This window comes from Pseudomonas sp. LBUM1655, assembly GCF_059716085.1.
In genome coordinates, this window is sequence record NZ_CP166801.1 from 5,429,982 (window position 1) to 5,443,560 (window position 13,579).

A 13,579-nucleotide genomic window follows, 5' to 3' on the forward strand; every position below is an offset into this window, starting at 1 on the left:
GGATAGAAATGCGCTGGACAACCCGCCCCGGCTGGCCCGGTAACCTGCTGGCCGTGGCGGCCGGTGCAATCACCACCCTCGCTCTGGCACCGTTCGATATCTGGCCGCTGGCCTTGCTGGCGGTCGGCCTGTTCTATGCCGGGTTGCGCGAGCTGAGCCCGCGTCAGGCGGTGGGCCGTGGCTGGTGCTTCGGTTTCGGCCTGTTCGGCGCCGGCACCAGTTGGATCTACTACAGCATCCACCACTTCGGCGGCGCTTCGGTGTTGCTGGCCGGTTTCCTGATGCTGCTGTTTACCGCAGCGATTGCGTTCTTCTTCGCCCTGCCCGCCTGGATTTGGGCGCGCTGGTTGCGTCGTAACGAAGCGCCGCTGGCCGATGCGCTGGCATTCGCTGCGTTGTGGGTGGGTCAGGAGGCGTTTCGCGGCTGGTTCCTTACCGGTTTTCCGTGGCTGTATTCCGGATACAGTCAGCTCGATGGGCCGCTGTCCGGTCTGGCGCCGGTCGGTGGCATGTGGCTGGTGTCGTTCGTTCTGGCGCTGACTGGCGCGCTGATCTACAACGCGCCGCGCCTGCTGCAAACCGGTCGCAAGGCTTTTGTTGCCGTTGGCCTGCTGTTGCTGGTCGGGCCGTGGGTGGCGGGCATTGCGCTCAAGGGTCACGCCTGGACCAGTCCGTCCGGCGCGCCGCTGACCGTTGCGGCGATTCAAGGCAACGTCGCACAAAGCATGAAATGGGATCCGGCAGAACTTAACGCACAGTTGGCGTTGTACCGCGATCTGAGTTTGCGCTCCAAACCAGTGGATCTGCTGATCTGGCCGGAAACCGCCGTGCCGGTGCTCAAGGAATCCGCCGAGGGTTACCTGAGCATGATGGGGACCTTCGCCGCCGAGCGTAAATCGGCCTTGATTACCGGTGTACCCATTCGCCAAACGGTGCATCACGAGAGACGCTTCTACAACGGTATTACCGTGGTTGGCGAAGGTGATGGCACTTACTTGAAGCAAAAACTCGTGCCGTTCGGTGAATACGTGCCATTGCAGGACATCCTGCGTGGACTGATCGCGTTCTTCGACCTGCCGATGTCCGACTTTGCCCGTGGCCCCGCGGACCAACCTCTGTTGCAAGCCAAGGGGTATCAGATCGCACCGTTCATTTGCTACGAAGTGGTCTATCCGGAGTTCGCCGCCAGTCTGTCGGCGCGTAGTGATCTGCTACTGACGATCAGTAACGACACTTGGTTCGGCACCTCGATCGGCCCACTGCAACACTTGCAGATGGCGCAAATGCGCGCCCTTGAGGCGGGTCGCTGGATGATCCGCGCGACCAACAATGGCGTGACCGGTTTGATCAACCCGTTCGGGCAGATCACCGAGCAGATTCCACAGTTCGAGCAAGGTATTTTGTACGGCGAAGTGGTGCCGATGCATAACCTGACGCCGTATCTGCAATGGCGTTCGTGGCCGCTGATCATTGTCTGCTTGCTGCTGTTTGGCTGGGCATTGATGGCGGGGCGGATGTCAAAAACGGTCTGATCACACAATTTTCAGATCCAACCCAATTGTGAGATTCGCCCCATTGTGGCGAGGGGATTTATCCCCGATGGGTGGCGAAGCCGCCCCGACCTGCAACAGCGGTGTGTCTGATACATCGCGCACACAGGTTTTGCGATGGCTTCGCCATCGATCGGGGATAAATCCCCTCGCCACAAAAACCCTATATCCAGTGGGCTGGGGGATCAGCGGTAAAACAATGAATACCCCACCTGCCCCACCGCTTCATTGAGCAACTGCCCGCTCTGCCAGATCGACTTGAACTCCGGCAGCCAGCCACCAAATGGCCTGGCGTTATCGGTGCCGAGAAACCCGACTGGCGCCGGCACCACTTCAAATCCCGCCTTCTCGAAACTCCAGACCGAGCGCGGCATATGCCAGGCCTGTGTCACCACGACCACGCGCTTGATCCCCTGCGGCAACAACATATCAGCACTGAATTTGGCGTTTTCCCATGTGGTACGGCTCTCACCCTCTTGCCAGCGCACAGTCACGCCGAAGTCATCCAGTAACGAGTCAGCCATCAATTTCGCCTCGGTCGGCGGCGTGCCGTAATGCAAGCCGCCACTGGTCAGAATCGGCAATCCCGACGCCTTAGCCAGCCGTGCCGCATAGCGCTGACGCTCCAGCCCCACGCCGGTCGGCTGATCCTCGCCCCAGGCCAGATCACCGCGCTCACGCCCGGAACCCAGCACTACAATCGCATCGGCCCGTTGCGCGAGCGTCGCCCACTCTTCGCGAGCCAGCGGCGGCTCGCGCTCAAGGGCCTTGGCGCCCCACTGCACGACCACCGGCAGACTCATCAGCCAGAGCCCTCCAAAACCAATGGCAAAACACAATCCAGCGAGGCGCGGCCGCGAGCGGCGCAGCCACCAGGCAGCCAGCAACAGTAGTAAAAGAATGCCGGGCGGCAGCAAAAGTTGTTTGATGAAGTAACGAAAAGGCATCGAGCATCTCCAAAGATGCCCGAAGCCTAAGTGGGTTAAACCAACGCGACAACCGATAGGGTGGGATCCTGTTGAAAAAGATCCGTTTCTTGACCTGCCATGCGCTTACTTGGCCTGCAAAGCACGCACCTTGACGGTGTCTTTGCGGGGCGCCTTGTCCTTGAGCCAGATGACCTTGGCCGAATGTGCTGCATCGAGCTGCTTCACTGCCTGCGACAAGCATCCGTGCGTTTCACGTTCACTGCGATCCAGATAGGCCTTGACCAGTTTGAACTCGGCGGGGCTCAAGCCACGCAATTCCAGTTCCAAGGGGCGCTCATCGCGCAGCCGATCAGCGGTTTTTGCAGCATCCAGGGCCATCCCCAGACGATCCATCAACCGTTCGTACAACTCAGGTTTCGTGACGTTTCTCTGCTGTTGCTCCACCATCCCTCACCTCATTGAAGATAAGACTCACTCCCCAGTTAGAGCTTAGCTTCGCTGCACAAACCGGCTACACGCCGCGACCAACGGCCCTCGCCAAGTATTTACCGGGCCAAACAGCTGTAATCAGGGTTTCCCTAGGCCAAGCGCGGTCATGTATGCTACGGCGCTTCCTGTCATTCCACTTCCAGCTCGTCCGGGCCATCCCGATGCCGCGTTGAAGAGGATTAGGCCACCCATATCCAGTACAAAAGTAGCCATGCACGAACAATATCAGCCCCGTGAAATCGAAGCCGCCGCCCAGTCGTTCTGGGACGAGCAAAAGTCCTTTGAAGTCAGTGAACAGCCAGGCAAGGAGACTTTCTACTGCCTGTCGATGTTCCCTTACCCCAGCGGCAAACTACACATGGGGCACGTGCGCAACTACACCATCGGCGACGTGATCTCCCGCTATCAGCGCATGCAAGGCAAGAACGTTCTGCAACCGATGGGTTGGGACGCCTTCGGCATGCCGGCAGAAAACGCCGCGATGAAAAACAACGTCGCGCCGGCCAAATGGACCTACGAAAACATCGCCTACATGAAAACCCAGCTTCGCAGCCTGGGCCTGGCGGTGGACTGGTCGCGCGAAGTCACCACCTGCAAGCCGGATTACTACCGCTGGGAACAATGGCTGTTCACTCGCCTGTTCGAAAAAGGCGTGATCTACCGTAAAAACGGCACCGTGAACTGGGACCCGATCGATCAGACCGTTCTGGCCAACGAACAGGTAATCGACGGTCGCGGCTGGCGTTCCGGCGCGCTGATCGAAAAGCGCGAAATCCCGATGTACTACTTCAAGATCACCGCTTACGCGGATGAGCTGCTGGAGAGCCTCGATGAACTGACTGGCTGGCCTGAACAGGTCAAGACCATGCAGCGCAACTGGATCGGCAAATCCCGCGGCATGGAAGTGCAGTTCCCGTACAACGTCGATTCCATCGGCGAAGCCGGTACCCTGAAAGTCTTCACTACCCGTCCGGACACGCTGATGGGCGCGACCTACGTCGCCGTGGCCGCCGAACACCCGCTGGCCACCCAGGCTGCGCAGAACAACCCTGAGCTGCAAGCGTTCATCGCTGAATGCAAGGGCGGCAGCGTTGCCGAAGCCGACGTCGCCACTCAAGAGAAAAAAGGCCTGCCGACCGGCCTGTTCGTCGAGCACCCGCTGACCGGTGAAAAACTCCCGGTATGGGTCGCCAACTATGTATTGATGCATTACGGCGATGGCGCAGTAATGGCTGTGCCGGCTCACGACGAGCGCGACTTCGAATTCGCCCACAAGTACAACCTGCCGGTGAAATCGGTGGTGCGTACCAGCTCCGGCGACACCAACCCGGCCCCGTGGCAAGACGCCTACGGCGAGCACGGCACGCTGATCAACTCCGCTGAGTTCGACGGTCTGGACTTCGCCGGCGCGTTCGACGCCATCGAAGTCGCACTGATCAAGAAAGAACTGGGCGCTTCGCGCACTCAGTTCCGCCTGCGCGACTGGGGCATCAGCCGTCAGCGCTACTGGGGCTGCCCGATCCCGATCATCCACTGCGATGCGTGCGGTGACGTGCCGGTGCCGGAAGACCAATTGCCAGTCGTATTGCCGGAAGACGTGGTGCCGGACGGCGCCGGTTCGCCGCTGGCACGCATGCCCGAGTTTTACGAGTGCAACTGCCCGAAATGCGGCCAGCCTGCCAAGCGTGAAACCGACACCATGGACACCTTCGTCGAGTCCTCGTGGTACTACGCCCGCTACGCCTCGCCGCACTTTGAAGGTGGCCTGGTGGAAAAATCCGCGGCCGACCACTGGCTGCCGGTTGATCAGTACATTGGCGGTATCGAACACGCGATCCTGCACCTGCTCTACGCGCGCTTCTTCCACAAGCTGATGCGCGACGAAGGTCTGGTGAGCTCCAACGAGCCGTTCAAGAATCTGCTGACCCAGGGCATGGTAATCGCCGAGACTTACTATCGTCGCGAAGCCAACGGTGCCTACACCTGGTTCAACCCGGCGGACGTCGAACTGGAACGTGACAGCAAGGCCAAAGTCATCAGCGCCAAGCTGATTGCCGACGGTCTGCCGGTGGAAATCGGCGGCACCGAGAAGATGGCCAAGTCGAAGAACAACGGCGTTGACCCACAGTCGATGATCGACCAGTTCGGTGCCGACACCTGCCGCCTGTTCATGATGTTCGCCTCGCCACCTGATATGAGCGCGGAATGGTCCGACTCCGGCGTCGAGGGTTCGCACCGTTTCCTCAAGCGTGTCTGGCGTCTGGCGCAGGCCCACGTATCTCAGGGCCTGCCGGGGAAACTGGATGTTGCGGGCCTGAACGACGAGCAGAAAGCCGTTCGCCGTGCGATCCACCTGGCCATCAAGCAGGCCAGCCACGACGTCGGCCAGAACCACAAATTCAACACCGCCATCGCTCAGGTGATGACGCTGATGAACGTGCTGGAAAAAGCCGCGCAAGGCACCGAACAGGATCGCGCACTGGTGCAGGAAGGTCTGGAAGCCGTGACGTTGCTGCTGGCGCCGATCACACCGCACATCAGCCATGAGCTGTGGAACCGACTGGGCCACGCCGATCCGGTGATCGACGCTGGCTGGCCAGCAGTGGACGAGACTGCGCTGGTGCAGGACAGCCTGACCCTGGTCATCCAGGTCAACGGCAAGCTGCGCGGTCAGATCGAAATGCCGGCCAGCGCGACTCGCGAAGAAGTCGAAGCCGCTGCTCGTGCCAACGACAACGTGCTGCGGTTCGTCGATGGCCTGACTATTCGTAAAGTGATCGTAGTGCCCGGGAAACTGGTCAATATCGTCGCCAGCTAATTGGATCGGGCGTCAGGTGTGCCTGGCGCCCAGTAAAACCTTTCGGGCCGCATGAACGGCCCACATGGTTTCAAGGGGAGCAACACAATGATCAAACGCAATCTGCTGGTGATGGGCCTCGCCGTCCTGTTGAGCGCCTGCGGTTTCCAGCTGCGCGGCACTGGCACCACCGAACTGACCATCAAGGAACTCGACCTGAGTGCGCGTAACGCCTACGGCGAGACCGTCACCCAACTGCGTCAGGTACTGGAATCCAGCGGCGTCAAGATTTACAGCGGCGCGCCTTACAAGCTGTACCTGGCTGACGAACAGGAAAGCCAGCGCATCCTCAGCTATGCCGGTGCCGGTCGTACGGGCGAGTATCAGGTCAACACCGTCTTGAGCTACGACATCCGTGGCGACAAAAACCTTTCGCTGCTGAGCGACAAGCTTGAAGTGCAGAAAGTGTTTATCCACGACGGCAACAACCTCGTCGGCTCCGATCAGGAAGCCAACGACGCCCGTCGCGATATTCGTCGCGAGCTGGTTCAGCGCATGATGCTGCGTCTGCAACAGCTGACCCCGGGTCAACTGGAGCAACTGCAACAGGCTGCCAATAACCGCGCCAAGGCAGAAGCCGACGCGCTGGAAGCGGCGCAAAAGGCTGAAGCGGAAACCCCGCGTCAGTCGCCGCTCGAAGTTCCGCAGCAGTAAGACGTTCGGGGCGCTCAGGCGCCCCGTTCGATTGCTCTTATGAAGCTCGCTCCCGCTCAACTCGGCAAACACCTGCAAGGCGCCCTTGCGCCGGTCTACATCATCAGCGGCGATGACCCTCTGCTATGTCAGGAAGCCGCCGATGCCATCCGCCTTGCTGCCCGCCAGCAAGGTTTCGACGAACGCCAGGTCTTCGCCGCCGACGCCAGTTTCGATTGGGGCACGTTGTTGCAGGCCGGCGCGAGCATGTCGTTGTTTGCTGAAAAGCGCCTGCTGGAACTGCGTCTTCCGTCGGGAAAACCCGGTGACAAGGGTGCTGCCGCCTTCATCGAGTACTGCTCACGTCCTGCCGAAGACACCGTCTTGCTGATCAGCCTGCCCAAGCTCGACGGCAGCGCGCAGAAGACCAAGTGGGGCAAGGCACTGGTTGAAGGCCAGCAAACCCAGTTCATCCAGATCTGGCCGGTGGATGCCAATCAACTGCCAAGCTGGATTCGTCAGCGCTTGTCTCAGGCCGGGTTGTCGGCCAGCCAGGACGCCGTCGAACTGATTGCCGCGCGTGTCGAGGGCAACCTGCTCGCCGCCGCGCAGGAAATCGAAAAGCTCAAGCTGATGGCCGAAGGCGGCCAGATCACCGTCGAAACCGTGCAGGCCGCTGTGGCGGACAGTGCGCGCTTCGATGTGTTTGGCCTGACCGATGCCGTACTCAACGGCGAACCGGCTCACGCCCTGCGCATGCTCGAAGGGCTGCGCGGTGAAGGTGTCGAACCGCCGGTGATTCTCTGGGCGCTGGCGCGGGAGTTGCGCCTGCTGGCCAATATCTCGCTGCAGTACAGCCAGGGCACGCCGCTGGACAAGGCCTTCAGCCAGTCCAAACCGCCGGTCTGGGACAAGCGCAAACCGTTGATGAGCAAAGCCCTGCAACGCTACTCGGCGCAACGCTGGGCGCAGTTGTTGCTGGAGGCCCAGCGCATCGATGCACAGATCAAGGGCCAGGCGGCCGGATCACCGTGGATGAGTCTGAGTCGGTTGGCACTGTTGATGGCTGGCCAACGTTTGTCATTGCCTGCCGAATAAGATCAAGAGATCGCAGCCTTCGGCAGCTCCTACACCAAGCCTTGTAGGAGCCGCCGAAGGCTGCGATCTTTTGATCTTGTTTTCCTACAAAACGACCTGCATTTGCCCTATAGACAGACGCCCGACATCGGCAGATTATTTCCCCCGCAAAACCCACTCACCCAAGAGAACCCTCATGAGCAAAAAGCCATCGAAACATGGCCCGAACAAGGCCAAATCCATCATCGCCCAACCCCTGTTCCGCAGTCGCCAGGAACGACCAACCAAGGGTAAAGGCAGCTACCGCCGCGAAGCCTTCCAGTCTGACAACTGGGAGGCTTCTTACTTTCTGGCTGCCTGAAACGGATGATCAATTCACCGCCTGATCCTGCGCCTGAAACACAAACGTCACTTTATCGGCCAGCGTTGTCGGCATTGTTACTTTGATAATAGGCCGCGTTTCACCAGTGAGCTCTTTGAACCGGAGCTGATCCCTCTGGACTTCCGCCAAGCCCGATGTGTTTCCGACAATCACATAAAAGAACGCCTCAATTGGCAAGACTTTCGCTTGCCCCTTTGCCCATGTCGTCATTTTCACGTCATTGGGTATGTCAAAAGCTCTTGGCGTCACCAGACGTCCTGCCTGCATTCCCTTTACAAAATTGGGGGCCGCCAGCGTATTAGCCGAATCTCTGACATCAAAACTGCATACACCTGCCCTGTTGTGATTAGAAGCAGCATGCTTGTTGTAATTCTCTGCCCATTTTTCAGGGGTATTGATGCCTTGGGCAGCGCAGGCAACGGTTGAGGGATAGCCGGAAATCCCGCCACAACCACGATCACTACGATGATCAGAATCCCCGTCCACTGGAAAGAAGCACAGAACTTCAATCTTGAGCTTCCCTGACGGTGTTTTCAGAACAGGATAGAAAATCAGTCCTTTGGTGTACCCCATGGCCAGTCTTTTCATTTTGTAGTCTGAACGGACAAACGAAAATGAGGTGCCTCCCACCCTTTCAGCGGTGGGGCTCGGATCCCAGACATCGAAGCCGGCCGCAGTAGCCGTTGCACGCAGCAAAATTCCACTGCAAAGAAAGGCGGGTCTGGAGTCCAACCCATCACATCGAAGAGTGGTGGTATCCCTGTAACGCGCCGACAATTCGCTGGCTACTTCCGGGCCGCTGGTGGCTAACGCTGCAACAGTCTGTATGCCCAACTGAGTTTGAACAGGCTCCTGCGAAGGGTCTTTTACAGAGCACCCTGCCAGCAAAAGAAACAGCATTAAAAGCGCTTTGCCTTTCATATGAGATTCCTCGAAAACTTGCTTCAAGAGGCAGCGATCGAGAAATTCAAACCACCACAATCCTGCCGGCATCGCTATTGAATCGAGGAAAAACACTGCTGAATAGCTGATAGAAATGACAGTTGCGCCGCGCTAATTCAGGGCATATGGTGATTAGCCGGCTGAATAGACCTCGTCCATATGCCTGAGCGATAACCGCTTCATTCCGCAGGCATGTTAAGGTCTGCACCTGATTCGTATCCTCTGGACCTGTGCATGCCCTTTTGTCTTTCCCATCGTTGGCCTGTTCGCCAATTGGTTGCTGCCACAAGTTTCATCCTGCTTGTTGCCTGTGCGGAAAAACCTACCGCCGCCGACGCGCAACCTCTTCAAGCGGCCCCTGTCGCCACGGCCCCAGCGATCATTCCGCCGGTAGTGCCGTCCGCCGTCCCTCTCGACCTTCAACCGACCCAGTCCTTTGCCGAATGGCAGGCGGGTTTTCGCAAGGATGCGCTCGCCGCCGGGATCCGCGCCGATCTGTTCGATCGTGCGTTTGCCAACGTCAGCTTCGACGCCAGCGTGATTCGTGCCGATCGCAGTCAGCCAGAGTTCTCCCGCCCAGTCTGGGAATACCTCGATGGCGCGCTATCGCCGCTGCGAGTACGCAAAGGCCAGGCGCTGATCAACCAGTACGCCGACATTCTGCAAAGCATCGAACAGCGTTATGGCGTTGATCGTCAGGCACTGGTGTCGGTGTGGGGTATGGAAAGTAACTTCGGTCAATTCCAGGGCAGCAAATCGGTGATCAACTCGCTGGCCACCCTCGCCTACGAAGGCCGCCGTCCGGGCTTTGCACACGCGCAATTGATCGCCGCGCTACAAATTCTGCAACAAGGCGATATCACACCCGAGAAGATGCTCGGTTCCTGGGCCGGCGCGATGGGCCAGACCCAGTTCATTCCGACCACCTACAACACCCACGCAGTGGATTTCGACGGTGACGGTCGCCGCGACATCTGGGGTAGCCCGGCCGACGCCCTGGCCTCGACTGCGCACTACCTGCAAAGCTCTGGCTGGCAGCGCGGCCAGCCTTGGGGTTTCGAGGTGCTACTGCCGAGCAGCTTCAACTACACGCTGGCGGACGGTGCGATTCGTAAAAGCGTCGCCGAATGGCGTCAGTTGGGTGTGACCCTGCCCAATGGCGGTCAGGTACCCGCAGGTTCCGAACAGCTGTCCGCCGCCCTGTTGCTGCCGGCCGGTTATCGTGGCCCGGCCTTCCTGATCCTTGACAACTTCCGGGCGATCCTCAAATACAACAACTCTTCGTCGTACGCCTTGGCCGTGAGTTTGTTGTCCGAGCGCTTCGATGGCGGTGGTCTGATCAATGGCACCTGGCCGAAAGATGACTTGCCGCTGAGCCGCACCGAGCGGATCGAATTGCAAACCTTGCTGAGTGCCCGCAACTACGATGCCGGCGCGGCGGACGGGATTATCGGCGCGAATACGCGCAAGGCAATCCGCAGTGCTCAGCAGTCGTTTGGCTGGCCAGCGGACGGGTATCCGACGCACAAGCTGCTCGAGAGCCTGCGTACCCAGTAAAAGGAAAAGATCGCAGCGTGGCGCAGCTCCTACACCGATTGATGTAGGAACTGCGGCACGCTGCGATCTTTTTGCATCACCCGGACTAACGTCGAACCACCACATCCTGCTCCAGCATCAACTCCTTCTTCCCCGCATCCAGGCGAACCAACGCCCCCAATGGCAACGTCAGGTTCGGATCACAATGCCCGCTGCGCCACCCGGACAGCACCGGAATCCGCAACGGTTCAAAGGTCTGCTTGAGCAAGCGATTCAACGCCTCGACATCAACTCCCGCGATATCCCCGACCAACACCCCGCGCAACTTGGCCAACTTACCGGCCAGACGCATCTGGGTCAGCAAGCGGTCGATGCGATACAACGGCTCGTTGATATCCTCGATCAGCAGAATGACCCCTTCGACGTCGATTTCGTAAGGCGTACCCAACGTCGCTGCGATCATCGCCAGATTGCCGCCGAGCAAGCGCCCGTGGGCAATACCCGGCTCGACCGTGGTCAACGGATAGGCCACGGGATGGCTGAGCACACTGCCCGCTTTCAGTTGACCGCGCAGCATGGCAAAGAATGAAGTGACGGTCGGCGGCTCTTTGTCACCCAACAGGTCGGCATTGAGCAACGGCCCGTGAAAGGTGACGAAACCCGCGTAACGACTGATGGCCAGATGCAACGCGGTGATGTCGCTGTAGCCGACAAACGGCTTGGCATTGCGACTCAACAGATCGAAGTCGATCCGATCCAGCAGTCGCGGTGTACCGTAGCCACCGCGCAAGCAGATGATCGCATCGACCTCAGGATCGGCGAACGCGGCATGCAGATCGTTAAGCCGCACGTCATCACTGCCAGCCAGATAGCCGTCTTTTTCATAGACTCCGGGAAACACACGCAGTCCATAACCCCGGGCGCGCATCCACTGCACAGCCTTGTCGGTGTCGAGGACGCCGGGGCCGGCGGGTGCGATAACGCCGATCAATCCCTCGGACGGCAGCGCTGGCACGGCACGATAAGGACAAAGTGTGTGGGTCGGTCGAACAGTCATCCATGAGTCTCCGCGTATAAAGTCATGGGCACACAGTAGTCAGGAACCGCGATAAACAGAAGAGGCTTTGCTCCTCCACGGCTCGCAGGAAAAGTGGCTGCGTGTTGTAGGACAGGCAAAAAAATGCCCGCCTGGCGTTGAAGCCTCGGCGGGCATTTTTCAGTTCAGCGCAGAAATCAGGAACCCAGCAGTTCAGCCTTGACCAGCTTCGCCTGCTCGTCGGCGTGGTACGAAGAACGCACCAACGGACCGGACGCAACGTTCTTGAAGCCCATCTTGTAACCTTCCTCGGCGAACCAGGCGAAGGTGTCCGGGTGCACGAAACGCTGCACAGGCAAGTGGCTGCGCGATGGTTGCAGGTACTGGCCCAGCGTCAGCATGTCGATGTCGTGTTCGCGCATGCGCTTCATGACTTCGATGACTTCTTCGTCGGTCTCGCCCAGACCCAGCATCAGGCCGGACTTGGTCGGAATGTGCGGCATCATCTGCTTGAAGCGTTGCAGCAGGGTCAGCGACCACTGGTAGTCCGAACCCGGACGCGCAGCCTTATACAGGCGCGGCACGGTTTCGAGGTTGTGGTTGAACACATCCGGAGGCTCGGCCGCGGTGATTTCCAGGGCGACGTCCATGCGGCCACGGTAGTCCGGGACCAGGGTTTCCAATTGCACATTCGGCGACAGTTTGCGGATTTCGCGGATGCAGTCGGCAAAGTGCTGGGCACCGCCGTCACGCAGGTCGTCGCGGTCAACCGAGGTGATCACCACGTACTTGAGCTTGAGGTCGGCGATGGCGATGGCCAGGCTTTCCGGTTCGTTGACGTCCAGTGGTTTCGGACGACCGTGGCCAACGTCACAGAACGGGCAGCGACGGGTGCAGATGTCACCCATGATCATGAAGGTCGCGGTGCCACCGGAGAAGCACTCGCCCAGGTTCGGGCAGGAGGCTTCTTCGCAGACGCTGTGCAGTTTGTGTTTGCGCAGCAGGCTCTTGATACGGTCAACTTCCGGCGAAACCGGGATGCGTACACGAATCCAGTCAGGCTTCTTCGGCAGCTCGGTGGTCGGAATGATCTTTACCGGGATGCGTGCAACCTTCTCGGCGCCGCGCAGCTTGACGCCGGCTTCAACCTTGGGACGCGGGGCCGGGCGCTCGGTCACGTCGAGCGTCGGGATCATGGTTTGCACTGCATCAGTAGTCATATCAGTCGATTCCGCCCGTCAGGGTCGTCTGCTCAGCATAGTCGAGGTGTTTGACGAGCTGCGCGCGCAGCCGGGCACTTACCTCGGCAAATTCAATCGATCCTGCATGATCGCTCAGCTGGGTCATCGCCAGCCCGGCGTAGCCGCAGGGATTAATCCGTCGAAACGGTTCCAGGTTCATATCCACGTTCAGGGCCAGGCCATGAAAGGAACAACCGTGGCGAATCCGCAAACCCAGAGAAGCGATTTTCGCTCCATCGACGTACACGCCGGGAGCATCTGGCTTGGCCGCGGCGGTCACGCCGTAGCTGGCCAGCAGTTCGATCAGGCAAAGCTCCATGCGGCTGACCAGATCACGCACGCCGAAACCCAGCTTGCGTACATCCAGCAACAGATAAGCCACCAGTTGCCCGGGGCCATGGTAGGTCACCTGGCCGCCGCGATCGACCTGCACCACCGGGATATCTCCCGGCAGCAACAAGTGTTCGGCCTTGCCGGCCTGGCCCTGAGTGAACACCGGCGGGTGTTCGACGAGCCAGATTTCGTCGGCGGCATCGCTGCCGCGTTCGTTGGTAAAACGCTGCATGGCATGCCAGACCGGCTCGTAAGCCATCTGGCCGAGCTCACGAAAGCCCAGCGTGCCCGGCATCACAACACCATGTGCACGAAACCGGTAGCCCGCAGCTCGCTGTTGATGTCGTACAGCTGGTCTTGACCGGTGGCGATGATGTGCAGCTGGATGGTGGTGTACTTGCCGTTGGTGCTTTGACGCTCGTCGATGCGCTCATCATTTATGGTCGCGTGCTTTTTGACGATGTCGATAATCTTGTCTTTGTTGCCAACACCCGTGTCGCTGATCACCTTAACCGGGTAGTCAGTGGCAGGGAATTCGATCTTTGGCGCCTTTACTTCGGTATCGGTCATGGCG

General features: G+C 59.4%; 13 protein-coding genes. 6 read left to right on the forward strand and 7 right to left on the reverse strand.

Annotated features, from left to right (window positions below):
- Nucleotides 1-8: 8 nt before the first annotated feature.
- Nucleotides 9-1,532, forward strand: a complete 1,524-nt coding sequence (lnt, locus tag ACA074_RS24370; protein WP_489879929.1) for an apolipoprotein N-acyltransferase — start codon at nucleotides 9-11, stop codon at nucleotides 1,530-1,532.
- Between the two features lie 203 nt (nucleotides 1,533-1,735).
- On the opposite strand, the gene ACA074_RS24375 is transcribed toward lnt, so the two are convergent.
- Nucleotides 1,736-2,497, reverse strand: a complete 762-nt coding sequence (locus tag ACA074_RS24375) for a YdcF family protein (protein WP_401272234.1) — start codon at nucleotides 2,495-2,497, stop codon at nucleotides 1,736-1,738.
- Between the two features lie 105 nt (nucleotides 2,498-2,602).
- The gene (locus tag ACA074_RS24380) at nucleotides 2,603-2,926 is read right to left on the reverse strand and encodes a hypothetical protein (protein ID WP_401272233.1); all 324 of its coding nucleotides are present in this window, start codon (nucleotides 2,924-2,926) and stop codon (nucleotides 2,603-2,605) included.
- Between the two features lie 253 nt (nucleotides 2,927-3,179).
- Here ACA074_RS24380 and leuS point away from each other — a divergent pair, with 253 nt between their 5' ends.
- From leuS to arfA, 4 genes are all read left to right on the forward strand, one after another.
- Nucleotides 3,180-5,786, forward strand: coding sequence for a leucine--tRNA ligase (leuS, locus tag ACA074_RS24385; RefSeq protein WP_497677943.1), 2,607 nt, complete (start codon nucleotides 3,180-3,182; stop codon nucleotides 5,784-5,786).
- A gap of 87 nt (nucleotides 5,787-5,873) precedes the next feature.
- On the forward strand, nucleotides 5,874-6,479 hold the full coding sequence (locus ACA074_RS24390; RefSeq protein WP_401269004.1) for an LPS-assembly lipoprotein LptE: 606 nt from the start codon (nucleotides 5,874-5,876) through the stop codon (nucleotides 6,477-6,479).
- Between the two features lie 39 nt (nucleotides 6,480-6,518).
- A complete protein-coding gene (gene holA, locus ACA074_RS24395) occupies nucleotides 6,519-7,556 on the forward strand; it encodes a DNA polymerase III subunit delta (RefSeq protein WP_401269007.1) in 1,038 nt (345 codons plus the stop codon).
- Between the two features lie 175 nt (nucleotides 7,557-7,731).
- Nucleotides 7,732-7,896: an alternative ribosome rescue factor ArfA gene (gene arfA, locus ACA074_RS24400; protein WP_047602548.1), complete on the forward strand. Its 165-nt coding sequence runs from the start codon at nucleotides 7,732-7,734 to the stop codon at nucleotides 7,894-7,896.
- 9 nt (nucleotides 7,897-7,905) lie between these two features.
- Here the strand turns inward: arfA and ACA074_RS24405 are convergent, their stop codons facing one another.
- Entirely contained in the window at nucleotides 7,906-8,838 is a 933-nt protein-coding gene (locus ACA074_RS24405) for a hypothetical protein (RefSeq protein ID WP_497677944.1), read from the reverse strand.
- A 255-nt stretch (nucleotides 8,839-9,093) separates the two neighbouring features.
- On the opposite strand from ACA074_RS24405, the gene ACA074_RS24410 reads away from it, so the two are divergent.
- The gene (locus ACA074_RS24410) at nucleotides 9,094-10,416 is read left to right on the forward strand and encodes a lytic murein transglycosylase (protein WP_497677945.1); all 1,323 of its coding nucleotides are present in this window, start codon (nucleotides 9,094-9,096) and stop codon (nucleotides 10,414-10,416) included.
- Between the two features lie 85 nt (nucleotides 10,417-10,501).
- On the opposite strand, the gene ACA074_RS24415 is transcribed toward ACA074_RS24410, so the two are convergent.
- The 4 genes from ACA074_RS24415 to ACA074_RS24430 all read right to left on the reverse strand — a co-directional run bounded on the left by ACA074_RS24415 (nucleotide 10,502) and on the right by ACA074_RS24430 (nucleotide 13,575).
- Entirely contained in the window at nucleotides 10,502-11,452 is a 951-nt protein-coding gene (locus ACA074_RS24415; RefSeq protein ID WP_497615413.1) for a S66 peptidase family protein, read from the reverse strand.
- A gap of 176 nt (nucleotides 11,453-11,628) precedes the next feature.
- Nucleotides 11,629-12,627, reverse strand: coding sequence for a lipoyl synthase (gene lipA / locus ACA074_RS24420; RefSeq protein ID WP_161986515.1), 999 nt, complete (start codon nucleotides 12,625-12,627; stop codon nucleotides 11,629-11,631).
- Nucleotides 12,628-12,652: 25 nt separating this feature from the next.
- Complete coding sequence (gene lipB / locus ACA074_RS24425) at nucleotides 12,653-13,300, reverse strand: lipoyl(octanoyl) transferase LipB (protein WP_008087909.1); 648 nt, start codon at nucleotides 13,298-13,300, stop codon at nucleotides 12,653-12,655.
- On the reverse strand, nucleotides 13,300-13,575 hold the full coding sequence (locus ACA074_RS24430) for a DUF493 domain-containing protein (RefSeq protein ID WP_401269017.1): 276 nt from the start codon (nucleotides 13,573-13,575) through the stop codon (nucleotides 13,300-13,302). Before ACA074_RS24430 ends, lipB begins: the two co-directional genes overlap by 1 nt.
- Nucleotides 13,576-13,579 lie beyond the last annotated feature (4 nt).